This is a genomic window from Streptomyces sp. NPDC001219, from assembly GCF_053597915.1.
Genome location: NZ_JBSFJF010000002.1, coordinates 184,563 through 208,035, shown reverse-complemented (window position 1 = coordinate 208,035; position 23,473 = coordinate 184,563). Strand labels below are relative to the sequence as shown.

Annotated in this window: 26 protein-coding genes; 10 read left to right on the top strand and 16 right to left on the bottom strand. The window is 71.0% G+C overall.

The genetic code is table 11. The features are described 5' to 3' along the window. Positions 1 to 9: 9 nt before the first annotated feature. The 8 genes from ACWC9R_RS02430 to ACWC9R_RS02395 all read right to left on the bottom strand — a co-directional run bounded on the left by ACWC9R_RS02430 (position 10) and on the right by ACWC9R_RS02395 (position 6,611). Complete coding sequence (locus tag ACWC9R_RS02430) at positions 10 to 1,245, bottom strand: cytochrome P450 family protein (RefSeq protein WP_450728225.1); 1,236 nt, start codon at positions 1,243 to 1,245, stop codon at positions 10 to 12. Further along, entirely contained in the window at positions 1,161 to 2,528 is a 1,368-nt protein-coding gene (locus tag ACWC9R_RS02425; protein WP_450728223.1) for a cytochrome P450, read from the bottom strand. Before ACWC9R_RS02425 ends, ACWC9R_RS02430 begins: the two co-directional genes overlap by 85 nt. Next, positions 2,525 to 3,103 carry a GTP-binding protein gene (locus ACWC9R_RS02420; RefSeq protein ID WP_450728221.1) on the bottom strand — a complete coding sequence of 193 codons (579 nt, stop codon included), beginning with the start codon at positions 3,101 to 3,103 and terminating at the stop codon, positions 2,525 to 2,527. The genes ACWC9R_RS02425 and ACWC9R_RS02420 overlap by 4 nt, the downstream gene beginning before the upstream one ends. A 28-nt stretch (positions 3,104 to 3,131) precedes the next feature. Continuing rightward, entirely contained in the window at positions 3,132 to 3,494 is a 363-nt protein-coding gene (locus ACWC9R_RS02415) for a DUF742 domain-containing protein (protein ID WP_362606290.1), read from the bottom strand. Further along, positions 3,491 to 3,919: a roadblock/LC7 domain-containing protein gene (locus ACWC9R_RS02410; protein WP_362606293.1), complete on the bottom strand. Its 429-nt coding sequence runs from the start codon at positions 3,917 to 3,919 to the stop codon at positions 3,491 to 3,493. The genes ACWC9R_RS02415 and ACWC9R_RS02410 overlap by 4 nt, the downstream gene beginning before the upstream one ends. After that, positions 3,919 to 5,343, bottom strand: coding sequence for an ATP-binding protein (locus tag ACWC9R_RS02405; RefSeq protein ID WP_450728218.1), 1,425 nt, complete (start codon positions 5,341 to 5,343; stop codon positions 3,919 to 3,921). Before ACWC9R_RS02405 ends, ACWC9R_RS02410 begins: the two co-directional genes overlap by 1 nt. Positions 5,344 to 5,583: 240 nt before the next feature. Then, positions 5,584 to 5,796, bottom strand: coding sequence for a DUF397 domain-containing protein (locus tag ACWC9R_RS02400; RefSeq protein WP_450728216.1), 213 nt, complete (start codon positions 5,794 to 5,796; stop codon positions 5,584 to 5,586). Beyond that, a complete protein-coding gene (locus ACWC9R_RS02395) occupies positions 5,778 to 6,611 on the bottom strand; it encodes a helix-turn-helix domain-containing protein (protein ID WP_450728214.1) in 834 nt (277 codons plus the stop codon). The genes ACWC9R_RS02400 and ACWC9R_RS02395 overlap by 19 nt, the downstream gene beginning before the upstream one ends. A 146-nt stretch (positions 6,612 to 6,757) precedes the next feature. Here ACWC9R_RS02395 and ACWC9R_RS02390 point away from each other — a divergent pair, with 146 nt between their 5' ends. From ACWC9R_RS02390 to ACWC9R_RS02380, 3 genes are all read left to right on the top strand, one after another. Next, a complete protein-coding gene (locus ACWC9R_RS02390) occupies positions 6,758 to 6,958 on the top strand; it encodes a hypothetical protein (protein WP_450728212.1) in 201 nt (66 codons plus the stop codon). Between the two features lie 60 nt (positions 6,959 to 7,018). Continuing rightward, the gene (gene recO / locus ACWC9R_RS02385) at positions 7,019 to 7,765 is read left to right on the top strand and encodes a DNA repair protein RecO (protein ID WP_450728210.1); all 747 of its coding nucleotides are present in this window, start codon (positions 7,019 to 7,021) and stop codon (positions 7,763 to 7,765) included. A 73-nt stretch (positions 7,766 to 7,838) separates the two neighbouring features. Then, positions 7,839 to 8,657: an isoprenyl transferase gene (locus ACWC9R_RS02380; RefSeq protein WP_159746084.1), complete on the top strand. Its 819-nt coding sequence runs from the start codon at positions 7,839 to 7,841 to the stop codon at positions 8,655 to 8,657. An 81-nt stretch (positions 8,658 to 8,738) separates the two neighbouring features. Here ACWC9R_RS02380 and ACWC9R_RS02375 read toward each other — a convergent pair whose 3' ends face one another. From ACWC9R_RS02375 to ACWC9R_RS02360, 4 genes are all read right to left on the bottom strand, one after another. Next, complete coding sequence (locus ACWC9R_RS02375) at positions 8,739 to 9,167, bottom strand: Fur family transcriptional regulator (protein ID WP_450728208.1); 429 nt, start codon at positions 9,165 to 9,167, stop codon at positions 8,739 to 8,741. 151 nt (positions 9,168 to 9,318) lie between these two features. Then, positions 9,319 to 10,218 carry a metal ABC transporter permease gene (locus ACWC9R_RS02370; RefSeq protein ID WP_450728206.1) on the bottom strand — a complete coding sequence of 300 codons (900 nt, stop codon included), beginning with the start codon at positions 10,216 to 10,218 and terminating at the stop codon, positions 9,319 to 9,321. Next, entirely contained in the window at positions 10,218 to 10,997 is a 780-nt protein-coding gene (locus ACWC9R_RS02365; protein ID WP_450728204.1) for a metal ABC transporter ATP-binding protein, read from the bottom strand. The genes ACWC9R_RS02370 and ACWC9R_RS02365 overlap by 1 nt, the downstream gene beginning before the upstream one ends. A gap of 32 nt (positions 10,998 to 11,029) precedes the next feature. Continuing rightward, the gene (locus tag ACWC9R_RS02360; protein WP_450728202.1) at positions 11,030 to 11,992 is read right to left on the bottom strand and encodes a metal ABC transporter substrate-binding protein; all 963 of its coding nucleotides are present in this window, start codon (positions 11,990 to 11,992) and stop codon (positions 11,030 to 11,032) included. 212 nt (positions 11,993 to 12,204) lie between these two features. Here ACWC9R_RS02360 and ACWC9R_RS02355 point away from each other — a divergent pair, with 212 nt between their 5' ends. Continuing rightward, positions 12,205 to 13,587: a glycine--tRNA ligase gene (locus ACWC9R_RS02355; RefSeq protein ID WP_362606316.1), complete on the top strand. Its 1,383-nt coding sequence runs from the start codon at positions 12,205 to 12,207 to the stop codon at positions 13,585 to 13,587. Positions 13,588 to 13,877: 290 nt separating this feature from the next. On the opposite strand, the gene ACWC9R_RS02350 is transcribed toward ACWC9R_RS02355, so the two are convergent. Beyond that, positions 13,878 to 14,297 (bottom strand): hypothetical protein, encoded by a 420-nt coding sequence (locus tag ACWC9R_RS02350; RefSeq protein ID WP_450728200.1) that lies wholly within the window; start codon positions 14,295 to 14,297, stop codon positions 13,878 to 13,880. Between the two features lie 174 nt (positions 14,298 to 14,471). Between ACWC9R_RS02350 and ACWC9R_RS02345 the strand changes: the two genes are divergently transcribed. The 3 genes from ACWC9R_RS02345 (at position 14,472) to ACWC9R_RS02335 (ending at position 17,367) form a co-directional block, all read left to right on the top strand. Beyond that, positions 14,472 to 15,698, top strand: coding sequence for a sensor histidine kinase (locus ACWC9R_RS02345; RefSeq protein WP_450728198.1), 1,227 nt, complete (start codon positions 14,472 to 14,474; stop codon positions 15,696 to 15,698). An 8-nt stretch (positions 15,699 to 15,706) separates the two neighbouring features. Then, positions 15,707 to 16,345 (top strand): response regulator, encoded by a 639-nt coding sequence (locus ACWC9R_RS02340; protein WP_450728286.1) that lies wholly within the window; start codon positions 15,707 to 15,709, stop codon positions 16,343 to 16,345. A gap of 521 nt (positions 16,346 to 16,866) precedes the next feature. Next, on the top strand, positions 16,867 to 17,367 hold the full coding sequence (locus ACWC9R_RS02335) for an anthrone oxygenase family protein (RefSeq protein ID WP_450728196.1): 501 nt from the start codon (positions 16,867 to 16,869) through the stop codon (positions 17,365 to 17,367). Positions 17,368 to 17,555: 188 nt separating this feature from the next. Here ACWC9R_RS02335 and ACWC9R_RS02330 read toward each other — a convergent pair whose 3' ends face one another. The 3 genes from ACWC9R_RS02330 to ACWC9R_RS02320 form a co-directional block, all read right to left on the bottom strand. Continuing rightward, positions 17,556 to 18,143, bottom strand: a complete 588-nt coding sequence (locus ACWC9R_RS02330) for a TetR family transcriptional regulator (RefSeq protein ID WP_450728194.1) — start codon at positions 18,141 to 18,143, stop codon at positions 17,556 to 17,558. A gap of 191 nt (positions 18,144 to 18,334) precedes the next feature. Continuing rightward, positions 18,335 to 19,339 carry an aldo/keto reductase gene (locus tag ACWC9R_RS02325; protein WP_450728192.1) on the bottom strand — a complete coding sequence of 335 codons (1,005 nt, stop codon included), beginning with the start codon at positions 19,337 to 19,339 and terminating at the stop codon, positions 18,335 to 18,337. Between the two features lie 191 nt (positions 19,340 to 19,530). Then, entirely contained in the window at positions 19,531 to 21,021 is a 1,491-nt protein-coding gene (locus ACWC9R_RS02320) for an MFS transporter (protein ID WP_450728284.1), read from the bottom strand. Between the two features lie 146 nt (positions 21,022 to 21,167). Here ACWC9R_RS02320 and ACWC9R_RS02315 point away from each other — a divergent pair, with 146 nt between their 5' ends. The 3 genes from ACWC9R_RS02315 to ACWC9R_RS02305 all read left to right on the top strand — a co-directional run bounded on the left by ACWC9R_RS02315 (position 21,168) and on the right by ACWC9R_RS02305 (position 23,345). Further along, positions 21,168 to 22,100, top strand: a complete 933-nt coding sequence (locus tag ACWC9R_RS02315; RefSeq protein WP_450728190.1) for a helix-turn-helix transcriptional regulator — start codon at positions 21,168 to 21,170, stop codon at positions 22,098 to 22,100. 316 nt (positions 22,101 to 22,416) lie between these two features. Beyond that, the gene (locus ACWC9R_RS02310) at positions 22,417 to 22,986 is read left to right on the top strand and encodes a DUF6232 family protein (RefSeq protein ID WP_450728188.1); all 570 of its coding nucleotides are present in this window, start codon (positions 22,417 to 22,419) and stop codon (positions 22,984 to 22,986) included. Beyond that, on the top strand, positions 22,986 to 23,345 hold the full coding sequence (locus ACWC9R_RS02305) for a hypothetical protein (protein WP_450728186.1): 360 nt from the start codon (positions 22,986 to 22,988) through the stop codon (positions 23,343 to 23,345). Before ACWC9R_RS02310 ends, ACWC9R_RS02305 begins: the two co-directional genes overlap by 1 nt. Positions 23,346 to 23,473: the final 128 nt, after the last annotated feature.

Genomic DNA, 23,473 nt, shown 5'->3' with positions numbered 1-23,473 from the left:
ACACCGGGATCACGCCGGGGCGAGACGGACCGGCAGGCTGCGCAGACCGCCCGAGATGAAACCACCCGTGGGCTCCAGCTCCTCCGCCGGAGAAGCCAGCTGGAGATCGGGGAAGCGGGCGAAGAGCGCCGGGAGGGCGATCCTGGCCTCCATACGCGCCAGCGGCGCACCCAGGCAGTGGTGGACGCCGTGCCCGAACGCCAGGTGCTCCTGGCGACGGCGCCGCACGTCGAAGCCGGCGGCCGTGTCCCCGTGGAACCCGGGGTCCCGGCCCGCCGCCGCGTACCCCGGCAGGATCGCCTCGCCCTTGCGGATGGTCGGACCGTCCGCGATCTCGATGTCCTCCACCGCGAAGCGCAGCGGCAGCGCGGCGATGCTGGGGGCCCAGCGCAGCGTCTCCTCGATGACGTCGTTCCAGGAGACCTCGCCCGACCGCACCAGCGCGAGCTGCCCGGGGTGGGTCAGCAGGGCGTGCACGGCGTTGCCGAGGAGATCGACGGTGGTCTCGTGACCGGCGCCGATGACGAGCAGGAGGGTGTCCAGCAGCTCCTGCTCGGTCATCTTCTGGCCCTCGTCGTCCCGCGCGGAGACCAGGAGGCTGGTGAGGTCGTCGGCCGGGTTCTCCCGCTTGCTGCCGACCAGTCCGGACAGCAGCGCGTGGACGCCCGCCGCGGTGGCACCGGCCTGCTCCGGGGTGGCCGTGGTGTCCATGATCGCCTCGACGAGCCGGGCGAGCTCGGTGCGCTGCTCGCCCTCCGGGAAGCCGAACAGCTCACAGATGACCTGCAGGGGCAGCGGGTGGTTGAACCGTGCCCGCAGGTCCAGCGGCTCGCCCGCGGGGTGCGCCGCGAGGTCGTCCAGCAGCGCCGCGGTGATGCTCTCCACGCGCGGGAGGATGGCGTCGGTGCGGCGGGCCGTGAACGCCGGGGCGATCAGCTTGCGCAGCCGCCGGTGGTCGGCGCCGTACGCGGTGAACATGTTGGTGACGCCGATCCACGACTGCAGCCAGCTGCCGCGGATCTCCTCGCGCTGCCACTCCGGCCAGTGGTCCCGGGGGTTCTTGGAGACCCGGTCGTCGGTCAGCAGCTGCTTGAGCAGGGTGTGGCTGGTGACCGTCCAGGCCTCGATACCGCCGGGCAGCTCGGTCCGCGCCACCGGGCCTAGTGCGCGGAGGCGGGCTGCCTCCCCGTGGATGTCGCTTCCGACCGGGTCGATGACGAAGGGCTGCTGTCCCTGTTGTGCCACGGCGTTGCTCCTGCCTGGTCGGGGGTGATCGGGGTGAAGCGGGCCGGGAGCGCGACGAGGGCCCGGTGGAACGCGCCGTTGCGCCACTGCAACGTGCTAGCGTCCACGGCGAGTTCGATGTCCGAGAGCCAGGCGGTGAGCCGCTCGATCGCGGTGGTGGCGATCAGCAGCGCGTGCCGCTTCACGGGACAGGCGTGCGGACCGGCCGCCCAGGCGAGGTGCGAACCGCCGCCCGAGCCCGGTGTCCCGGTGTCGAACTGGCTGTTGGCGGCCGCGTACGACACCATCACCAGCTGCCCCTTGCGCACCCAGGTGCCGTGGAAGAAGACGTCCCGGACCGGGAAGTGGGCGGAGTAGTTCGTCAGCGGCGGGTCGTTCCACAGCACCTCGTTGATGGCGTCGTGCGCGGTCAGCGCGCCGCCGGACAGGGTGTTGTAGTAGCGGTCGTCGGAGAGCATCCGCGACAGCGCGTTGCCGATGAGGTTGGCGAGCGGCTCGTTGCCCGCGCCCATGGTGAGGATGACGTTGTGGATCAGTTCCTCGTCGGTGAGCGCGTTGGGGTGGTCCATGAACCACGACGTCAGGTCGGGGCCGCGCTGGGCCTTCTTGGCGCCGACCAGCTCCATGATGTAGTTCGTGTACGCCTCGTTGGCGGCCGCGGCCTCCTCGGGGGAGGTGCCGTCCAGCATCCCCGCGATGGCCTCGATCAGCCGGTCGCTGTAGGAGTCGGGCATCCCGAAGAGGTTGTTGAACATCAGCAGCGGGATCAGCCGCGCGTAGTCGGCGATCAGGTCGACCTCGCCGTGCGCCCCGAACCGCTGGATCAGGGTGTCAGCGGCGTGGTGCACACGGGCCCGCAGCTCATGCGGCTCGACGAGCTTGAAGCTGTCGACGACGACGTCCCGGTAGCGGACGTGCGCCGGCCCGTCCGCGTAGAAGAGGTTGGGGCGCCACATCAGCATCGGCATGACCGGCGAGTCCGCGGGGACGGTCGTCATCCACTCACGGGAGTCCTTGGACCAGGTGGTGTCGTCGTGCAGCAGGTCGAGGGCCGCCCGGTAGTCGGTGACCAGCATCGCGGTCACCTCCGGCGCGATCTCGACCGGCGCCACCGCGCCGTACTGCCGCAGCTGCGCGTAGATGCGGTGGGGGTCGGCGGCGAAGTCCGGTCCGTAGAGCTTCACCGGCGCGTGGGCGTCGGCGGGTGCCTGCTGGTACGGGGCGGCGGCGTGCGCCGGGCAGCCCGGTGGCGGTGCGGCTCCCGGCTGGTGCGGGGAAGTCACGGGTTCGGGTTCTCCTCGGGGGTGTGGGCCAGGACGTGCCCGACGAGCGCGATCAACGCGTCCACGGACTGCTCCCGGTCGCGGGCGTCGCACATCACCAGCGGGGTCTCGGGGTGCAGGTCGAGCGCCTCGCGGAGCTTCTCGACGCTGTACTGGGGCGCGTCGGGGAAGGTGTTGACCGCGACCGCGTAGCGCAGCCCGGCCTCCTCGACGATGTCCATCACCTCGAAGGAGTCCGCCAGCCGGCGGGTGTCCGCGAGGACCAGGGCGCCCAGTGCGCCGCGGGCGATGTCCTGCCACAGGGGGCGGAAGCGCTTCTGGCCGGGCGTGCCGAACAGGTACAGCGCCAGGTCCCCCGGCAGGGTCAGCCGCCCGAAGTCGATGGCGACGGTGGTCGTGGTCTTGTCCCGGACCCCGGCGAGGTCGTCGACGGCGGCGCCGGTCTGGGTCATGACCTCCTCGGTGTGCAGCGGAGGGGTCTCCGACAGCGCACGGATGAGGGTGGTCTTGCCGACCCCGAACGGACCCGCCACCAGCAGTTTGACCAGTGTCTGGTTCTCGCCGGAGAGGTACATGCTGCCGGTGCTCGCGCCGGTGCCGGGGCTAGGACTTGAGAGAGCGGAGTCCATCGAGAACCCTCTCCAGGATGTGTCGGTCGAATTGCTCGGCTTCGGGGATGGGGGCACGGGCGTGCAGCCGCCCGGCGTCGACGAGATCGGCCACCAGCACCTTCACCACGCTCACGGGCAGGTGAAGGTGGGCGGCGACCTCGGCCAGAGACAGCGCCCCGGGCTGCAGCAGCTCCAGGATGCGGTGCTCCTCCGGGCGTACCTCACTGGTGATCGGCATCCCCACGCCGTGCAGCAGGGTGAGCCGGTCCAACGTGTTACGGCTGGGCTGGGCGCGTCCGCCGGTCGCCAGATAGGCCGGTACGAGGCGCCTGCCGCTGCTCTGGCGCGGGGTCATGCCGGGTTGCCGAGGTCCCGCGCCCGGCTGTTCATGACCTTGTTGCCCAGGGTCGTCACCTGGACCTGCATATGGTGCGCGACCACACCCATGTTCACCTCCGGGCCGGCGAAGACGGCCAGGCAGGTGTTCTCGCCGGCCGGAATCGCGAAGACGAAACCCTCATCGGACTCGATCACGGTCTGCCGCAGCCGGGTGTCGTCCTTCTCGGCGAACGCCGCGGTCACGGCACGTCCCGCGCCCTGGAGCGCGGACATCATCGCGGCGACACCCTCGGCGGAGTCCCGCTTCAGGCCGGGCGAGGCCCCCTCGATGAATCCGTCGCCGGAGATGACGGCTGCGTGAATCACATGCGGCAGCTCCAAAAGGGGCTCCAGCACCCAGGACTTGTCCTCGGCTACACGGCGGCGGGTGGGGCTGTTCATTACTGGGAGTTCCCTTCGGGACTGCGAGGGGGTTCTGACTGGGCGGCCGCCCGGCCGGACTCGGTGCCGCGCTGGAGCGCTGCCCAGCGCGATCCGGTCTCTTCCGGGGAGCGCTCGGGAGCCGACTCGGTGCGCGCGGCACTCTCGTCGGGTTCGGAGACGGGCTTACGGCGCCGCCGGCGCGGGAGTTCGCCCTCGGCCTGCTGGGCCGGTGCCTCGTAGGAGGGGGCGGGCTGCGCGGCGGGCGCGGGCTGCGCGGCGGCCGGGGGCGGCGTCGCCGTACCGGTGGGCAGCACGGAGGCGGAACGATCCGGCACCGCGGCACGGTGCGGCATGGGAGCCATCACGGACATCGGCTGGGTGCTCTCGTCGAGGACGGTGAGGAGGGGGTCACCCGGGATGTACACGACCGCCCGCACCCCGCCGTACGGGGAGGGCTCGACGTGCACCCCGAAGCCGTACTGCCGCACCAGCTGGCCGGCCGCCGCGAACCCGGACCGCGGCGGGTCACCGAGCTGCGTCAGCAGCAGGTCCTGGTCACCCGCGAGCAGCTCCATCGCCGCCTTGATCTCGTCGTCGTGCATGCCGACGCCGTAGTCGTCGACGATGACCGAGGCGCCGCGGTTGCCCTGCTGGAGGGTGATGGTGACGGGCAGTTCACGGTGCGAGTGGTGCAGCGCGTTGGCCAGCAGTTCGGTGACCACGATCGCGATCGGCTCCACCGCCCGCGCGACCACCGCGATCGGGTCACGCAGCTGGTTGCTGACGTTCACGCGCTCGTAACCGCGCAGCCGGGACGTGGCGCCGACGACCAGCTCGGCGAGGTAGGAGTCCTCACGGGTCAGCCCCGGCCAGGCACCGCACACCACGCCGGTGGCCTGGACGCGCCGCAACGCCTGCTCGTTGAGGAAGTCGGCGTTCAGCAGGTCCTGGGCGACGTTCGGGTCGTCGTAGCGGTGCTGCATCTCCTGCAGCGACGTCTGGAGCTGGTACAGCAGCGCCTGGATGGTGGTGGTCGCCCCGCGGAGGGTGGACTGCGCGGCGGCGTCGACCCGCGCCCGCTCCTTGGTGATCGCGTCGCTGACCTGCTCCAGTACGGCGTTCAGCGCCTGGTCGGTCTCCGACGCGGTGAACCGCGCGTCCAGCAGTCCCGGAACGGGCACATGGGGATGGGCCAGCGCCAGCGTCAGATCGGGGAGCCGGGTACCGGCCAGGTGCCGGATCTCGGCCTCGGTGGCGCGCAGCCGGGCCGTCAGCTCCGTATTGCTGTGGAGCGTGGCGCTGTTCTGTTCCTCAGCGGCGGACAGGCGCCTTCTCAGGTCCGCGCGCTGCCTGCCCGCACGGATCGAGAGCGCCGCCAGGACCACGGCGGCGGCCGTACCTGCGCTGAGGCACCACAACAGCGCCTCCGGTATGGATGTCATCGAGATCCTCAATTGGGTACTGACTGGATCGGCCGGCCTTCACGGCGATGTGCTGCCGAACATCACCGGATGCTACCGGGCAGTTGACGAGCCGTGAGGGCCACTTCCACGGGGCGACTGAGAAGTACGGAAGGTCGTCTTCCGCCCACGATGACCCGGACCATAACGTGATGTGGCCCCGTCATCCAGTGCGATGGCGGGGCCTTTGTGAGCCTGTTGTGTACGCCTGGTGAAAGGCGGTCAGGCACCGGTGAAATGCGAATTTTTGACGGCGCCGATGAAGGCGGTCCATCCGGCCGCGGGGAAGACGAGCGCGGGGCCGTGGGGGTCCTTGCTGTCGCGGACGGGGACGATGCCGGGGGCGTCGTCGGCGACCTCGACGCAGCTACCGCCGTTGCCGTCGCTGTAGCTGCTCTTGCGCCACTTAGCGGTGCTCAGGTCGAACTCGCGCATCGTTTGTAGTCCTCCGCCGCCGATTCGATCAGGGTCAGGGACGCCCCCGGCGATAGAGCGGCGGCCCTGACCTGATCGTAGCTCTCCCGCACGCGCTTCACCGAGGCCGGATCGTCCAGCAAATTCCCCGAATACACGGCTTCTGTATAGGCGGTTGGCGGGGAGTCCTCGAACTCCATGAGCGTCAGCATGCGACCCATGAGGGGGCACGCCCCGGCCGCGAACGGAAGGACCTGGACGAGGATCTTCCGTTCGCGTGCGAGCCGCGCGATGTGCTCCAACTGCTCACCCATCGCGGCCGGTCCACCCACCGGCACCCGTAGTACGGCCTCGTGCAGTACCGCCCAATACAAGGGCCGGGTGGATTCCTTGAGGATGGTCGCCCGGTCCAATCGGGCGTGGACCGTCTCTTCGATGCACGCGTCGGCCGCGAACGGGTTGTCCGCGAGCGTGAGCGCCTGCGCGTACCCCGCTGTCTGCAACAAGCCGGGCACGATCATCGATTCGAACTCGCAGATCTTCGTCGCCAGCGGTTCCAGCTCCGCCGCAGCCGCGAAGTAATCCGCGTACCGCTTGTCGTCGATCAGCTTCCGCCAGGTCCGCTCGAAAAAGCCATCGGTTTGCAGGACGTCATCGATCCGCGTCGCCACATCCAACTGTGGCTTCCTGATCGCCTGCTCGAACTGGCCGATGTAGCCGCCGGACACGAAGACCCGGCGGCCCAGGGCCTCCTGGGTTAAGCCCGCGTCCTCGCGGCGGCGCTTCAGCTCCGTGCCCCAGAATTCCCAGGCAGCTTGCCGTGAAGCATTGGCCATGACGTACGTCCTTTCTCTGCGCACCCGTTGCAGTGGCCGTCCCCCTTGCCCACCGTAGTTCCACACCGTCACGCTCTGAATGCGAACAGTGAAACCCCTCACGGAAAGTGCGGACGCCCATGCAGCAGTTCAAGGAAGTGGAAGCCGTGACGACGGAATTGCGCGAGGCCCTGGCGCGGGCCGGGGTCGTGCTGCCCTCGCTGCGGCCCGACCCGGTGTCGATCGCGCACCGTTACATCCCGCCGCTCGTCGAACTCGGTCGGTGCTCGATGGAGGTCGCCCGGCAGCTCACCGACGCGCTGACCGAGCACTCCCGGGGCGAACACCCCGCGGGCGGGCGGGGCTGAGGGGAGGGGACTGAGGGACACCCGGACCGGCCCGCTTCGCCCATGCGCGAGAATGGCGCCATGAGTCTGTTCCGCGACGACGGCATCGTGCTGCGCACCCAGAAGCTGGGTGAGGCGGACCGGATCATTACGCTGCTCACCCGGGGGCACGGCCGGGTCCGTGCGGTGGCCCGGGGGGTGCGGCGGACGAAGTCGAAGTTCGGGGCGCGGCTGGAGCCGTTCTCGCACGTCGATGTGCAGTTCCACGCGCGCGGCAGTGAGCTGATCGGGCGCGGGCTGCCGCTGTGTACGCAGAGCGAGACGATCGCGGCGTACGGCGGCGGGATCGTCACCGACTACGGCCGCTACACGGCCGGGACGGCCATGCTGGAGACCGCCGAGCGGTTCACCGACCACGAGGGCGAGCCCGCCGTGCAGCAGTACCTGCTGCTGGTCGGCGGGCTGCGGACGCTGGCCCGCGGGGAGCACGAGCCGCATCTGGTGCTGGACGCGTTCCTGCTGCGCTCGCTCGCCGTCAACGGCTATGCGCCGAGTTTCGACAGCTGTGCGCGGTGCGGGCTGCCCGGCCCCAACCGGTTCTTCTCGGTCGCGTCGGGCGGGGTGACCTGCGGCGACTGCCGGGTGCCGGGGAGCGTCGTACCCTCCTCTGAGGCCATCGGGCTCCTCAGCGCGCTGCTGACCGGCGACTGGGAGACCGCGGACGCCTGCGAGGCCCGTCACGCCCGGGAGGGCAGCGGGCTCGTCACGGCGTATCTGCACTGGCATCTGGAGCGGGGCCTGCGTTCCCTCCGGTATGTAGAGAAATAGCGAAACCACCCTCAAGACACATACGCCCCTCAAGGCAAAAACGCCCTCAAGACACATAGGAGACGTGGGCCGCATGGCACGACGCGGGATTCTGGGCCGTAATCGACGTGAGTATGTGACGCCGGAGCCGCACCCTTCCGGTGCGCGGCCGCCGAAGATCCCCGGTGAGCTCGTCCCGAACCATGTGGCGGTCGTCATGGACGGCAACGGCCGGTGGGCCAAGGAGCGCGGGCTGCCGCGCACCGAGGGGCACAAGGTCGGCGAGGGCGTCGTCATGGACGTGCTCAAGGGCTGCATCGAAATGGGCGTGAAGAACCTTTCGCTGTACGCCTTCTCGACGGAGAACTGGAAGCGGTCGCCCGACGAGGTGAAGTTCCTGATGAACTTCAACCGCGATGTGATCCGGCGGCGCCGTGACGAGATGGACGCGCTGGGTATCCGTATCCGCTGGGTCGGGCGGATGCCGAAGCTGTGGAAGTCGGTTGTGCAGGAGCTCCAGATCGCCCAGGAGCAGACCAAGAACAACGACGCGATGACGCTGTATTTCTGCGTGAATTACGGCGGGCGGGCCGAGATCGCGGATGCGGCGGCGGCCATCGCGGCGGATGTGCGGGCCGGAAAGCTGGAACCGTCGAAGGTCAACGAGAAGACCATCGCGAAGTACATGTACTACCCGGACATGCCGGACGTGGACCTCTTCGTGCGGCCGTCGGGTGAGCAGCGCACCTCGAACTACCTGATCTGGCAGAGCGCCTACGCCGAGATGGTGTTCCAGGACATTCTGTGGCCGGACTTCGACCGTCGGAACCTGTGGGAGGCGTGCCTGGAGTACGCCAAGCGGGACCGCAGGTTCGGCGGCGCGCAGCTGGCGGAGGGCGAGACCGCGACCTGACGGCGGCGCCCGCGGGCAGACGTGTGAAGGGCCGCCTCCGGTCGTCGGAGGCGGCCCTTCACGCTGTCGTCTGTGCTGCCGCTACGGCTTCTCGCCGGCCCGCGCGGCGCACTCGCCGCAGGTGCCGAAGATCTCGATGGTGTGCGCGACGTCCTGGAAGCCGTGTTCCTTGGCGATCTGGTCGGCCCACTTCTCCACCGCGGGGCCCTCGACCTCGACGGCCTTGCCGCAGGCCCGGCACACCAGGTGGTGGTGGTGATCGTCGGTGCTGCACCGGCGGTAGACGGCCTCGCCCTCGCTGGTGCGCAGCACATCGACCTCGCCGGCGTCGGCGAGGGACTGCAGCGTGCGGTAGACGGTGGTCAGCCCGACGGAGTCGCCCTTGTGCTTGAGCATGTCGTGCAGCTCCTGCGCACTGCGGAACTCGTCGACCTCGTCGAGTGCGGCCGACACCGCGGTCCGCTGCCGCGTCGACCGGCCGCGTACCGGAGAACCCGCGCTCGTCGCCACCGTTGCCTCCCTAGGACGTCACTACGTCAGGACTTCCCCCTGCACGTGCGTCCCGCCATTGTGCCAGGTGATGACCGGCCCCCCGGTGAGACGCTTACCGATACACGTATCTGTCCGCCGACGGCGTCCGCCGGTGTCCTGCCGCCCGTGTTCACCCGGCCACGCTGACGTCGTCCGTCGTGGAGCGGCCGCCGGGTACCTCCAGAGTGCACCCCTTCGAGGCCTCCGCGGCAGCCCTTGCGCGCTTTTTCGCGAGCGGCGCGGCGAGTCCGGTGAAGAGGACGAACAGTCCGATGGCGAACAGCACGATGGTGGCGCCGGACGGGACGTCGACGTAGTACGAGGTGGTGGTACCCGTCAGGGTGACCGCGACGCCGATCCCCACGGCCACCGAGAAGGTGACCGCGAAGCTGCGGCTGATCTGCTGGGCGGCCGCGACCGGGATCACCATCAGGGCGCTGACCAGCAGCAGGCCGACGACGCGCATGGCGACGGTGACGGTGACCGCGGCGGTGACGGCGACCAGCAGATTGAGCAGCCGCACCGGCAGGCCGGTCACCCGGGCGAACTCCTCGTCCTGGCACACCGCGAACAGCTGGCGGCGCAGCCCGATCGTGATCGCCAGCACCAGGGCGGCGAGCACGTAGATCGTCGTCATGTCCTGTGGCGAGACGGTGGTGATCGAGCCGAAGAGGTAGGTGCCGAGGTTGGCGTTGGAGCCCGCGTCGGACAGGTTCATCAGCATCACGCCGCCCGCCATGCCGCCGTAGAACAGCATGGCCAGCGCGAGGTCGCCGCGCGTCTTGCCGTACCAGCGGATCAGCTCCATGACGACGGAGCCGGCGATGGCGACGGCGGTGGCGGCCCAGATGGGGCTGGTGTTGAGCAGGAAGCCGAGGCCGACGCCGGTCAGCGCGACATGGCCGATGCCGTCGCCCATCAGGGCCTGGCGGCGCTGGACGAGGTAGATGCCGATGGCGGGGGCGGTGACGCCGACGATCAACGCGGCGATCAGGGCCCGCTGCATGAAGGCGTAGTCGAGGATCTCCATCAGCTCAGCAGCCCCGTCCGGATCGGTTCCGCGGCCTGGTCGGCGTGCGGGTGGACATGGTCATGGCCGGGCAGCGCGTGCTGGCCCACGGCCTCGGGCGGCGGGCCGTCGTGGACGACACAGCCGTCCCGCAGCACGACCGCGCGGTCGATCAGCGGCTCCAGCGGGCCCAGCTCGTGCAGCACCAGCAGGACCGTGGCGCCGCGGCCGACCTGTTCGCGCAGGGCGGCGGCGAGCACCTCCTGGCTGGCCAGGTCGACGCCCGCCATCGGCTCGTCCATGATCAGCAGTTCCGGCTCACCGGCCAGCGCACGGGCGATCAGCACCCGCTGGTGCTGGCCGCCGGACAGCGCGTCGACGGAGTCCCTGGCCCGGTCCGCCATACCGACCAGCTCCAGCGCCCGGTGCACCGCGGCCCGGTCGGCCTTGCGCAGGATGCCCAGCTTCGTACGGGCCAGCCGGCCGGCCGTGACGACCTCGCGGACGGTGGCGGGGACGCCGCCGGCCGCGGTGGTGCGCTGCGGGACGTAGCCGATCCGGGCCCAGTCCCGGAACCGCCGGAACTCCGTGCCGAAGAGGGCCAGCTCACCGCCGGTGAGCGGGACCTGGCCGATCACCGAGCGGACGGCGGTGGACTTGCCGGAGCCGTTGGCGCCGAGCAGCGCGACGACCTCACCGGAGTGCACGGTGAGGTCGACCCCGCGCAGCACCGGGCGGGCGCCCAGCGAGGCGGTCGCCCCGCGCAGGTCGATCACCGGCTGGGGGTGCGGCTGGTTCATGGTGGCCTCCGTCACGTGCGGTGCGGTGTCCGTCACTTGCTGCCGAGCGCCTTCTGCAGCGCGGCGAGGTTGGCGCGCTGCACACCGAAGTAGTCCTTGCCGCGGGACTTGGCGTTGATCCCCTCCAGCGGGTCGAGGACGTCGGTCTTCAGGTGGAGGTCGCCGGCCAGGGCCTTGGCGGTGGCCGGGTTGGCGATCGTCTCGAAGAAGACCGTGGAGACGTGGTGCTCCTTGGCGAGGGTGTGCAGGTCCTTGATCCGCTTGGCGCTGGGCTCGGACTCCGGGTCGAGTCCGCTGATGGCCTCCTCGGTGAGGCCGTAGCGCTCGGCGAGGTAGCCGAAGGCCGCGTGGGTGGTGAGGAAGGTGTCGGACGACCGCTTCTTCAGGCCGTCCTCGAACTCGGTGTTCAGCCCGTCCAGCTTCTTCACCAGGGCGTCGGTGTTCTTCTGGTAGTCGGCCTTGTGCTTCGGGTCGGCCTTGGCGAGGGTCTTGTTGACGCCCTTGGCGACCTCGGCGTACTTCACCGGGTCGAGCCAGATGTGCGGGTCGTCGCCGCCCTCGGACTCCGAGTGGGAGTGGTTGTCGCCGGTGGTGTGGTGGTGGCCGTCGACCTCGGTGCCGTGCGTCTCCAGGGAGGTGAGGGCGGCCGCGTCGGCGACGTGCTTGTTGCCGGACTGCGCGACGGCGTCGTCCACGGCGGGCTGCAGACCCTTGAGGTAGATGATCGCGCCGGACTCGCCGAGCCGGCCGGTCTGCTTCGGGGAGAGCTCCAGGTCGTGCGGCTCGACGCCCGGCTTGGTGAGGTCGGTCACCTCGACGTGCTTCCCGCCGATCTGCCGGGCGAGGAATTCCATGGGGTAGAAGGACGCTGTCACCCGCAGCTTGCCGTCCTCGGTGCGGGCGCCGCCGGAGGGGGAGCAGGCGGAGAGGGCCAGCAGGCCGAGCACCGAGACTCCGGCCAGGGTCGCGGTGGATATGGGACGGCGTATGTTCATGACACTCATTTTCAACAATGTTGGAAACGATTGTCAACAACAGATGGCCCGGTGTGAGCGGGACGACAATGAGGCCCGGAACCGATTTGATCCAGGGGGTACGGCCGCCGGTACCCTGAACTATTCGCCCGGCCGTCTTTTGACCTCACCCCCTCATGGAGACGCTAGGGCGCCGCCCATCCATCGTTCGTCGTCGTAATGAAGAGAGCACCGTGGCCGCCGACAAGATCGATACCATCGTCAGCCTGAGCAAGCGCCGTGGCTTCGTCTATCCGTGCAGTGAGATCTACGGCGGCTCCCGCGCTGCCTGGGACTACGGTCCCCTGGGCGTCGAGCTCAAGGAGAACATCAAGCGCCAGTGGTGGCGCGCCATGGTCACCTCGCGCGAAGACGTCGTCGGTCTCGACTCGTCGGTGATCCTGGCCCCCGAGGTCTGGCAGGCGTCCGGCCACGTCGCCACCTTCACCGACCCGCTCACCGAGTGCACCTCCTGCCACAAGCGCTTCCGCGCCGACCACCTGGAGGAGGCGTACGAGGCCAAGCACGGCCGGCTCCCCGAGAACGGCATGGCGGACATCAACTGCCCCCACTGCGGCAACAAGGGCGGCTTCACCGAGCCCAAGCAGTTCTCCGGCCTGCTCTCCACCCACCTCGGCCCGTCCCAGGACACCGCCTCGGTCGCCTACCTGCGCCCCGAGACCGCCCAGGGCATCTTCACCAACTTCGCCCAGGTGCAGCAGACTTCCCGCAAGAAGCCGCCGTTCGGCATCGCGCAGATGGGCAAGTCCTTCCGCAACGAGATCACGCCCGGCAACTTCATCTTCCGGACCCGCGAGTTCGAGCAGATGGAGATGGAGTTCTTCGTCAAGCCGGGCGAGGACGAGCAGTGGCAGGAGTACTGGATGGCCGAGCGGTGGAACTGGTACCGCGACCTCGGCATCCGCGAGGAGAACATCCGCTGGTTCGAGCACCCGGCCGAGAAGCTCTCCCACTACTCCAAGCGCACCGCTGACATCGAGTACCGCTTCAACTTCGGCGGCACCGAGTTCTCCGAGCTGGAGGGCGTGGCCAACCGCACCGACTACGACCTGTCGGCGCACGCCAAGGCCTCCGGCCAGGACCTCTCCTACTTCGACCAGGAGGCCGGCGAGCGCTGGACTCCGTACGTCATCGAGCCGGCGGCCGGTGTGAACCGCGCGATGCTCGCCTTCATGCTCGACGCGTACATCGAGGACGAGGCGCCCAACGCCAAGGGCAAGATGGAGAAGCGCACCGTCATGCGGCTCGACCCGCGCCTGGCGCCGGTCAAGGTCGCGGTGCTGCCGCTGTCCCGCAACCCGCAGCTGTCGCCGAAGGCGAAGGGCCTGGCCACGGACCTCCGCAAGAACTGGAACATCGAGTTCGACGACGCGGGCGCCATCGGCCGCCGCTACCGCCGCCAGGACGAGATCGGCACGCCGTTCTGCGTCACCGTCGACTTCGACACCCTCGACGACAACGCGGTGACCGTCCGCGAGCGCGACACCATGAAGCAGGAGCGCGTCAGCCTGGACCAGATCCAGGCCTACCTGGGGGCGCGACTGCTGGGCTGCTAGTCCCTGCACGGGGCGACGCCGGTCCTTCGCGACGGGCGCCCACCTGTGCCCTCAAGCGCCGGTCGGGCTCGGATTTTTCCGGGGCCGGCCGGCGCTTTTGGGTGCGGGGGAGTGGGGGACGGGGGTGCGCGGCGCGGGTGAGGTCGTGGTGCGTTCGGCATGGGGGCGGGGTGGGGGCGGGGGTGCCTGGCGGGGTGCCCCTACCGGGAATGCCTCTCGGTGTCCCCGCGTTGTGGCCCGCAGGGGGGCCGTGCACCCCTTACGGGATGCGTTCGCACACCCCCTAGGACTCAGGACCGTCGCCATGCGAGGCCGGCGCACAGGCCCGCCAGGGGGAGTTCCGCGCCGACGGCCATGGCGACGGCGGTGACCAGTTCCGGGCCGGGGGCGGCGGTGGCCAGGTCGAGGCAGGCGTCGGCGAGCAGGAGGACGGCCGCGGCGGCCGCGGGGGCGCGGTGCCGGGCGTCGCCGTGCAGCAGGCGGGTGCCGGTGACGAGGAGGGCGACGGCCTCCAGGGAGTCGAGGGCGACCCAGGCGACGGCCTCGGCGGGCGGGAGGGTGCCCGCGAGGTAGCCGAGCCAGGGGAGGAGGACGAGGCCCGCGCCGGTCAGGATCTTGCCCGCCCACCGGCGTCGCGCGCCGATCCGCACCGGACTGCCGGTGAGGTAACCACTTTTGGTGGCAGGGGAGTTGAAGGCGATCAGGGCCATGGAAGGGTCTCTTTCGGAGTCGCGAACCCGGCCGTCGGGCTCGTGTTCAACCCTCCGGTTTCCGTCGCCCACCGTCAGTAATGCCGCTGTCCGACCTGGGGTGGCACCAGCTACACCCCGACCTCGGATTCTGGTGTCATGGTCGTGGCGAAACCCGCCCCCTACGGTGTGATCATGACCTTCCCGCCCCGGCTGCGCCGGGCCCTCGTCCGTACGCGGCGTGACCTCTCCTTCATCGCCGCCGGGGCGCCGTTGCACCTCGTCCCGGTGCTGCTGTGCTGGTGGGCGCTGTCCCCGCTGGCCGACACCATCAGCGGGAAATCCTCTGACGCCCCCGTGATCCTGACCGTCCCGTTGACCCTGCTGGTCATCGCCGGGTACGGCCTCACCGAGGCGCAGCGCTGGCGCTTCCGGGCGATATGCGGGGTGGAGCTGCCGCGGCTGCGGTTCACGGCGGGCAAGCGGCAGCTGGGCTACAACGTGCTGGTCGGGCCACTGCTCGGCGTGCTGGAAGTCCTGCTGCTGGGGCTGCTGTTGACGGCGCTGACCGCGGCACTGGTCCTGGTGTGGGTGTGGCTCGTCCCGCCGCGGTGGCGCATCGAACACGGCGGCTACACCACCGCGGCCACCTACCTCAGCGTGCTGGGTCTGCTGGCGCTCGCGGCCGTGCCGGCCCTGGCCGCGGGCCTCGTCCGGCTGGAGATCCTGGTCGGGCGGGCGGTGCTGGGCGTGAGCCGGTCCGACGAGCTGGCGCGGCGGGTCGAGGACCTCACCGAGAGCCGGGCCGGTGCGGTGGACGCCGCCGACGCGGAACGGCGGCGTATCGAGCGGGATCTGCACGACGGCGCGCAGCAGCGGCTGGTGTCCCTCGCGCTGAACCTCGGGCTCGCCAAGGCCACCCTCACGGATCTGCCGCCGGAGGCGCGGGAGGTCATCGAGGCCGCGCACCGCGAGGCGAAGGACGCCATCGAGGAGCTGAACAACCTGGTGCGCGGGCTGCATCCGGCCGTTCTGGACGAACTGGGCCTGGACGCCGCGCTGTCGGGGCTCGCGGCCCGCGCGCCGCTGCCCGTACGGCTGCGGGTGGATCTCCCGGCGGAACTGCCGCAGCGGACCGCCCCGGCCGTCGAGGCGGTCGCGTACTTCGTCGTCTCCGAGGCGCTGACGAACATCGCCAAGCACGCGCGGGAGGCGACCCGGGCGGACGTGACGGTCACCCGGCTCGGCGAGATACTGCGGGTGGTGATCGCCGACGACGGGATGGGCGGCGCCGATCCGTCCAGGGGGAGCGGTCTACGGGGGCTCGCGCAGCGGGTGCGCTCCGTGGACGGAACTTTCCGGATGAGCAGCCCCGTGGGGGGCCCGACCATGATGAGCGTGGAGCTGCCGTGCCCGATGTGAGGCGTGCCGTGATCGCCGAGGACTCCGTTCTGCTGCGGATCGGGCTGGTCAAGGTGGTGGAGATGGCCGGGTTCGAGGTGGCGGCCGAGGCGGGGGACGCGCCGGGGCTGCTGGCCGCGGTCGAGGAGCACCGGCCGGACCTCGCGGTGGTGGACGTCCGGATGCCGCCGGGCTTCACGGACGAGGGGGTGCGGGCCGCGCTGTCGATCCGTCAGGAGTGGCCCGGTACCGCCGTGTTGATGCTGTCCCAGTACGTCGAGGAGCGGTACGCGGCCGATCTGCTGGCGACGAACACCAGCGGGGTGGGCTATCTGCTCAAGCAGCGGGTGGCGGATGTCGAGGAGTTCATCGAGGCGCTGCGGCGGGTGGCGGACCGTGGCACCGCGCTGGACCCGCAGGTCGTCGCCCAGTTGCTGGTGCGCCGGGCGAGCGATCCGCTGGAGCGGCTGACGGCCCGCGAACGGGACGTCCTCGCGCTGATGGCCGAGGGGCGTTCCAACGCGGGTATCGCCGCACAGCTGGTGGTCAGCGAGAGCGCGGTCGCCAAGCACATCAACAACATCCTCGCCAAGCTGGACCTGCCGAAGGCGGACGCCGACCACCGCCGGGTGCTGGCGGTGCTGCGGTTCCTGGGGGTGGGGGGCTAGCGGGCGTGCCCGGAAGTGTGCCGCGCGGCGGGATGCACATGTGTCGCGCGGCGGGACGTGGTGGGTGCGGTGGTCGGGTCGACGGTGCGGCTCGTCCCCGTGCGACAGCGGGCCGGTGGGTGCAGGGGCAGCGGCCCCTGCACCCGTTGCGTGCGGTGATCGCCGGCGCCGAGGGTCCGGAGGAGATGCCGCCATGGCAACGCCGGCGCCAGGACAGCCTGTCCGTGGTTCGTCCACGGGGCGGCCGCTCATGGCCGCGCTCGACCTCTTCGGCCGGCGGTGGACGCTGCGTATCGTCTGGGAGCTGCAGGACTGCTCACTGGGCTTCCGCTCCCTTCGGCAACGGTGCGACAACATGTCCTCCGGCGTGCTGCGCCGGTCGGACGGGTGCGCCGCGGAGTCGGCCGTGCGGTCCCGGACGGGCGGCGGGGGAACGGCCCTGAGCGCAGGTCTCGTTGAAGGGGCGGGCTCCGGGGGCGCCGCTCGGTAGGGTCGGCCCACGTACCGGATACGGGGGAGCCATGAGAGCACTGCAGACCGTCACGCTCCTGGTCGCGACGCTCGGCGCGGGCCTGATGGCCGGCCTGTTCGCCGCCTTCGCCTACGCGGTGATGCCCGGCCTGGCCCGGAGCGCCGACCGCACCTTCGTCCAGGCCATGCAGAACATCAACCGCGCCATTCTCAACGGCTGGTTCCTGCTCCCCTTTCTGCTGCCGGTCCCGCTGCTCCTCCTCGCCACCGTGCTGGCCTGGAACGACCAGGGGCGGGTGGCCCTGCCCTGGATTCTCGCCGCGCTGGTGACCTACCTGGCGGGCTTCTTCGTCACCAGCGGAGTCAACGTTCCGCTCAACACCGCCCTCGACACGGCCGATACAGGCGAGGACGACCAGGCCGAGGCCGCCCGAGCCGCCTTCGAAGGCCGCTGGGTCACCTGGAACCTCGTCCGCGCCGTCCTCCACACCGCCGCCTTCGGCGCCCTCGCCTGGGCCCTCTTCCTGCACGGCACGGCGGGCCCGGTGTAGCTGCCCGCGACCTGCTGCTCCGGTCACCCGGTTCCGGCCGTCGTGTTCCGGTCACCCGGTTCCGGCCGTCCGGCTCAGGCCGACCTGCTCACACTGCCCTGCTCACGTCGCCCTGCCCGGCTCGCCGCGATCCGTGCGCCCGGGTTCCGTGCGCCCCGGTTCCGTGTCCCGTGCCCGGTGTGCCGTGGTCAGGTGTCCGTGCGCAGGCCGCGCAGGACCAGGTCGCGGACGGCCTCGAAGTCGGCGGTGATCCCGGGGCGGGACCACTCGGGGGCGTAACACGGGTCGTGGAAACGGCCGGTGGCGTCGAAGACGGCGCGGGCGGTGGTGGCGGGGGAGGGGGTGTGGAAGTCGCCCTGGCTGACGCCGGCTTCGATGAGGGCGGTGAGCTGGGTTTCGAGGTCGGTGACATGCCGGTCGACCACACCGCCGCTCTCTCCGATCAGCGTCATGTAGGTGGCGAAGAGTTCGGGGTCGTCCCCGGCCTTGTGCCGCTTGGCCTCGAAGAGGGCGGTCAGCCAGCGGTCCAGCCGCTCCGGCGCCGGGTCCTCCGCCGCGACGATGACCGAGAGTTCCTGGCTCGTACGGTCCAGCCAGCGCGCGGTGACCGCCTCCCGCAGTGCCGCCTTCGTACGGAAGTGGCGGTAGACGCTGCCATGGCTGACGCCCAGGGCCCGCGCCACATCCACGACCGTGGCCTTGGCCGGGCCGTAGCGGCGCAGCACCTCCTCGGTGGCTTCGAGGATGCGCTCGGGGGTCAACGTCTCGGGGGGCATGGTGCGGTCGGCCTTTCGGGAGGGCGAGGGTGCCGCGGGGAGGACACGGGTGGGGCCAAGGGCGCGGTACGGACAGTGGGTACCCACGGAGGGTGGGTACCCACCGGACGGTACCTGGCCGTGTCCTGAACCCGAAGGGTGGCCACGGGGTCCCGGTCCGGGCCCTTCTGCTGCTCCCGTCTCCCCGGCCGTCAGCGCTCGCTGTCCAGGTGGGCCATCTGCTGGGTGGGGTAGCGGTCACCGGCGGCGGCGCCGGCCGGGAAGGCGTTCTCTATCGCGGTCAGCTCGTCGGCGTCCAGGGTGACGTCCAGGGCGCCGAGGGCCTCGGTCAGCCGGTCGCGACGGCGGGCGCCGACCAGCGGGACGATGTCCGTGCCGCGGGAGAGCACCCAGGCGATGGCGGTCTGTGCGACCGAGATGCCCTTCTGCTCGGCGATCTTGCGCAGTGCGTCCACCAGGTCGAGGTTGTGGTCGAGGTTCTCGCCCTGGAAGCGCGGGCTCATGCCGCGGAAGTCGTTCGCGGCGAGCCGGCGGCCGCGGGTGAAGTGGCCGCTGATCAGGCCGCGGGACAGGACTCCGTAGGCGGTGATGCCGATGCCCAGCTCGCGGGCGGTCGGCAGGATCGCCTCCTCGATGCCGCGGGAGATCAGGGAGTACTCGATCTGGAGGTCGGCGATGGGGGCCACGGCGGCGGCCCGGCGCAGGGTCTGCGCGCCCACCTCGGACAGGCCGATGTGGCGGACGTGCCCGGCCTCGATCAGCTCGGCGATGGCGCCGACGGTCTCCTCGACCGGGACGTCCGGATCGAGCCGGGCGATCCGGTAGATGTCGATGTGGTCGGCGCCCAGCCGCTGGAGGGAGTACGCGGCGAAGTTCTTCACCGCGTTCGGCCGGCCGTCATAGCCGGTGAAGCCGCCCTCGACCGTGCGCAGGGCGCCGAACTTCACGCTGAGCTGCGCCTTTTCGCGGGCCGCCGCGGGGGCGGTGCGCAGCGCTTCGTTGATCAGCAGTTCGTTGTGGCCCATGCCGTAGAAGTCGCCGGTGTCGAGCAGGGTGATGCCCGCGTCGAGGGCGGCGTGGACGGTCGCGAGGGATTCGCTGCGGTCGCTGTCGCCGTAGAGGGCGGACATGCCCATGCAGCCGAGGCCGAGGGCGGAGGTCTGCGGGCCGGTGGTGCCGAGGGTGCGGGTCTGCACAGCGTGCTCCTGACGGGGTGAGGTGGCGGAGGGACGGGGAACGTCGTGTATTCACCATGACATGACGGCTGACAGATTTCAATATCTGTCAGCCGTCACGTCGATCGTTCTCGGTCGTTCCCCGTTGTTCCCCCGCCTCCCGCCGTTCCCGATCAGCGCGGTCGGCCCAGGTCAGCGCGTTTCAGCGCGCCTCAGCGCACCGTGCGCGGCAGCCGCAGGGTGAGCAGCGTCGTGCCCGCGACGATCGCCAGTTGCGTCAGCAGCGCGGCGAGCAGGGCGTCGCGGATGCCGATGGACGGCAGCAGCGAGAGGAAGAGGGTGCCGAGGGTGGCCACGCCCAGGGCGAGGCCGGACTGCTGGGTGGTGACCATGACGCCGCCGCCCACGCCCGCCTGCGTCACCGGCAGTTCGCTCAGCACGATGCGCATCACCACCGGCATCACCATGCCCTGGCCGATGCCCAGCACGGCCATGCTCGGCGCGAGGCCGGCCACCGATATCCCGGGCCAGCCCGCGTGCACGGTCAGCGCCAGCAGGGCCAGCCCGGTGCCCTGGATCAGGGACCCGGCGATCACCACCCGCCGCCCGAACCGCAGCACCAGCCGCGGGCCGGCGAGCGAGGCCAGGAAGAAGGCGGCGCACAGCGGCGCCAGGGACAGTCCGGCGGCGAACGGGCCGTAGTGCAGGCCGTTCTGGAGGGCGACCGCCACCACGAACATGAAGCCGCCGAAGCCCAGCGTGAACGGGACGAGCATCAGGAGTCCGCTGTTCACGGAGGGGATGCGCAGCAGCGAGGGCGGCACCAGCGCCGTCCGGCCGAGGCGTTCGGCCCGGCGCTCGCACAGCACGAACGCGGTGGCGACGAAGGGGAAGACGGCCAGCAGGACCCAGGACCACAGGGGCCAGCCGGCGGCCCGGCCCTCGGTCAGCGGCAGCAGCAGGGTGATCAGGGCGGCGGCGAGCAGCGCGGTGCCGGGGCCGTCGACCCGCGCCGGGTGCGGGGAGCGGGTCTCGGGGACCGTACGGGCGGCCAGCAGCCAGGCCGCGGCGGCCATCGGGACGTTCACCAGGAAGACCGCGCGCCAGCCGGTGCCCATCAGGTCGACGGAGACCAGCAGTCCGCCGAGCACCTGGCCGACGGCGCTGGACACCCCGGCCGTGCCGCCGTACAGGCTGAGGGCCTTGGCGCGCCGCTTGCCGGTGGTCGTCGCCTGGATGGTGGCCAGTACCTGGGGCAGCAGCAGGGCGGCCGCGGCGCCCTGGGCGACCCGGGCGGCCACCAGCGTCCAGGCGTCCGGTGCCAGACCGCAGGCCAGCGAGGTCAGGCCGAAGGTGGCCAGGCCCCACAGGAACATCCGGCGGCGGCCGATCATGTCGCCGAGCCGCCCGCCGAGGACCAGCAGCATCGCGTAGGCGACGCCGTAACCGGCCACCACCATCTCCAGCATCGCCGGGCCCGCGTGCAGGTCGTGGTCGATGGTCGGCAGGGCGACATTGACGATAAAGAAGTCGATCATGGGGAGGGCCGCGCCCAGCAGCACGGTCAGCAGGCCGAGCGGGGTCAGCACGGTCGGGGTCCGCTGCTGCTGTGGGGCGGGGCCGGGTGCGGCCGGTGCCCCCGGGGTCGCCGGGGCGTCCGGGAACGCGGCCCCCGGGGCGGTGGCCGGCGCCGCGGCGGGCACGGCCAGGGCTTCCGGGGTGGTCGTCTGTGCTCGGGTTTCGCTCACGGAGTCGACGATCGCCGACCGCTCAAACGGGTACCAGAGTGTCCTTATCCTGGTACCAGTGCTACCTGGCAACCGGCTCGGGCCTGCGGCAGGCTGGACCCATGACCGTGGACCCGTCTCCGCCGCAGCCTGCCGCCGGCCCCGGCCCCGCCACGCCGTACGGCACCACGCCGTACGGCACCGCCCCGCGCGACGCCGCCGCCCGCCGGGCCGAACTGGCCGCCTTCCTGCGCAGCCGCCGGGAGCGGATCACGCCCGAGCAGGTCGGACTGCCGCGGGGCGCCCGCCGGCGCACCCCCGGCCTGCGCCGTGAGGAGGTCGCGCACCTGGGAGCGGTCGGCGTCACCTGGTACACCTGGCTCGAACAGGGCCGGGACATCCATGTGTCGCCGCAGGTCCTGGACGCGGTGGCGCGTGTGCTGCTGCTCGACCGCGCCGAGCGGAGCCATCTGTTCTCGCTGGCGGGGGCGGTCGACCCGGTGCCCGGCCGGGAGTGCACGGGCGTCACCCGGGAGCTGCGGCAGATCCTGGAACAGCTCTCGCCGTTCCCCGCTGCCGTCCAGAACAGCCGGTTCGACATCCTCGCCTACAACCCCACCTACGGCCGTCTGCTGTGCGACCTCGACGCGCTGCCCGAGGAGGACCGCAACTGCATGTGGCTGGCGTTCACCCACCCCGAGTGGCGGGCGGGCGTCGGCGATCTGGAGGCCACGATGCGGGTGATGGCCGCCAAGTTCCGGGCGTCGATGGCCGAGCATCTCGCCGAGCCGGCCTGGAAGGCGCTGGTCGCGCGGCTGACGGAGGCGTCGCCGGAGTTCCGGGCGATCTGGGCGCAGCACGAGATCCTCCGCCCGGTCAGCGCCGTCAAGCTCTTCCGCCACCCCCGGGTGGGCACCCTGCAGTTGACCGCCACCAGCCTGTGGACGGGCCCCAACGACGGTCCCAAGCTGCTGTCCTACACGCCCGTGGACGAGACGTCCCGGGAGCGGCTGGAGCGGCTGGCGGCGGAGCCGGCGGCGCTCGCCGCGGTGTGACCGTACGGACGAGGAGCCGCCCTGGAGGACCAACTTCCTTCTTCGGCAAGACGTCTGACACAGTGAAACCTCTTGCGTCGGTGCGGCAGGGAGAGAAGCGGATCTCCTTGCCACGAGGTGACCGGACCTCGCTCGGTGAGGTCTGCGGAGGGGGACTCGCGTGACGTCAACAGGACCGGCGGAGCCGTCGTGGAACACGCCGGCAGAGGCTCAGGGCACCGCCGGGGGCCCGCCTCCCGGCGCCCCACCGCTGCCGCCCACCGCCCCGCCGCAGCCCCCTGCCGGACCACCGCCTGCCGCCGATCCCCACCCCGACGTGGCACCGCCGACAGCGGCCCAGCCGGTCATCGGGGTCGATCTGAGGGTCAGCAAGCGGCTGCTCTGGGTCGGTGACGCCTACTACCCGCTCCAGAACGTCGCGCGGGTGTACACACTCACCATCCACCCCCGGCGCAAGGACGCCGTGGTGCTCTTCGTGAAGCGGCTGCTGCTCCTCGGACTGGGGACGGTCCTCCTCGTCCTGCTCACCGCCACCAGTGGCGGCTTCGGGAGCAGCAGCGGAGATTCCGGCGGGGTCACCGCGCTCGTGGTGATCGCCGCGGGTGCCGCATTGGTCTACTCCCTGGTGGAGATGCTGAAGGTGCTCGGCGCGGCCCCGCACTTCGTCCTGGCCGTGGAGACGACGGGCTCCTCCACCGCCGTGGTGACCAGCCCCGACCCGGACCAACTACGGCGGCTCGCCCACCAGATCGCGCACGCCATCGAGAACCCCGAGGCGGAGTTCGTGGTACGGGTGAACACCGTCGCGATCAGCCCCAAGCACTACTATTTCGGAGACAACGTCAACATGTACGGCGGCACCGGCAACGTGGGGATGGCGAGCTGATGAGCGGCGGGGACCAGCACTTCTACCTGGGCGGCGGCGACCACGTCACCCTGCACGGCGGCTCCGGCAACGTCGGCATCGACAAGCGCGTCACCCCGGCCCCGGAGTCCCCCGCCGTGCAGGAGGCTCTCCGCGAACTCCTCTCCCTGGTACAGGAGTTGCGTGCCCAGGTCCCACAGGCCGGCGCCGAGGCCCTCGACGACTCGCTGCCCGCCCTCCGGTCCGGGGCGAACGTCCCGCCGCAGGAGCGCCACCGGGCGCTGTACGCCGTCGCGGGCATCGCCGCGACCTTCGGCGCGCTCGGCGTACCGATCGTCGAGGCCGTCAACAAGGTGCTTGGACTCATGGGCGCGCAGTGAGCGCCCGCGCGCCCCGCTCACGCAGCGGCGGAGGCGCCCCCTTCGCGGGGCGGCGGAACCGCCTCTTCCGCGGAGCCCGCACGGCGCCGAAGCCACCGGCCGCCCGTCCAGGACCAGTCGTGTGGACC

Excerpts from the sequence above, each read along its gene's own strand:
- ACWC9R_RS02335 (WP_450728196.1), top strand. The coding sequence starts at position 16,867 with ATGAGAGCACTGCAGACCGTCACGCTCCTGGTCGCGACGCTCGGCGCG.
- ACWC9R_RS02305 (WP_450728186.1), top strand. The coding sequence starts at position 22,986 with ATGAGCGGCGGGGACCAGCACTTCTACCTGGGCGGCGGCGACCACGTC.
- ACWC9R_RS02395 (WP_450728214.1), bottom strand. The coding sequence starts at position 6,611 with ATGGCCAATGCTTCACGGCAAGCTGCCTGGGAATTCTGGGGCACGGAG.
- ACWC9R_RS02365 (WP_450728204.1), bottom strand. The coding sequence starts at position 10,997 with ATGAACCAGCCGCACCCCCAGCCGGTGATCGACCTGCGCGGGGCGACC.
- ACWC9R_RS02420 (WP_450728221.1), bottom strand. The coding sequence starts at position 3,103 with ATGTACCTCTCCGGCGAGAACCAGACACTGGTCAAACTGCTGGTGGCG.
- ACWC9R_RS02315 (WP_450728190.1), top strand. The coding sequence starts at position 21,168 with ATGACCGTGGACCCGTCTCCGCCGCAGCCTGCCGCCGGCCCCGGCCCC.
- ACWC9R_RS02345 (WP_450728198.1), top strand. The coding sequence starts at position 14,472 with ATGACCTTCCCGCCCCGGCTGCGCCGGGCCCTCGTCCGTACGCGGCGT.
- ACWC9R_RS02405 (WP_450728218.1), bottom strand. The coding sequence starts at position 5,343 with ATGACATCCATACCGGAGGCGCTGTTGTGGTGCCTCAGCGCAGGTACG.
- ACWC9R_RS02350 (WP_450728200.1), bottom strand. The coding sequence starts at position 14,297 with ATGGCCCTGATCGCCTTCAACTCCCCTGCCACCAAAAGTGGTTACCTC.
- recO (WP_450728210.1), top strand. The coding sequence starts at position 7,019 with ATGAGTCTGTTCCGCGACGACGGCATCGTGCTGCGCACCCAGAAGCTG.
- ACWC9R_RS02410 (WP_362606293.1), bottom strand. The coding sequence starts at position 3,919 with ATGAACAGCCCCACCCGCCGCCGTGTAGCCGAGGACAAGTCCTGGGTG.
- ACWC9R_RS02360 (WP_450728202.1), bottom strand. The coding sequence starts at position 11,992 with ATGAACATACGCCGTCCCATATCCACCGCGACCCTGGCCGGAGTCTCG.
- ACWC9R_RS02370 (WP_450728206.1), bottom strand. The coding sequence starts at position 10,218 with ATGGAGATCCTCGACTACGCCTTCATGCAGCGGGCCCTGATCGCCGCG.
- ACWC9R_RS02400 (WP_450728216.1), bottom strand. The coding sequence starts at position 5,796 with ATGCGCGAGTTCGACCTGAGCACCGCTAAGTGGCGCAAGAGCAGCTAC.
- ACWC9R_RS02380 (WP_159746084.1), top strand. The coding sequence starts at position 7,839 with ATGGCACGACGCGGGATTCTGGGCCGTAATCGACGTGAGTATGTGACG.
- ACWC9R_RS02415 (WP_362606290.1), bottom strand. The coding sequence starts at position 3,494 with ATGACCCCGCGCCAGAGCAGCGGCAGGCGCCTCGTACCGGCCTATCTG.
- ACWC9R_RS02330 (WP_450728194.1), bottom strand. The coding sequence starts at position 18,143 with ATGCCCCCCGAGACGTTGACCCCCGAGCGCATCCTCGAAGCCACCGAG.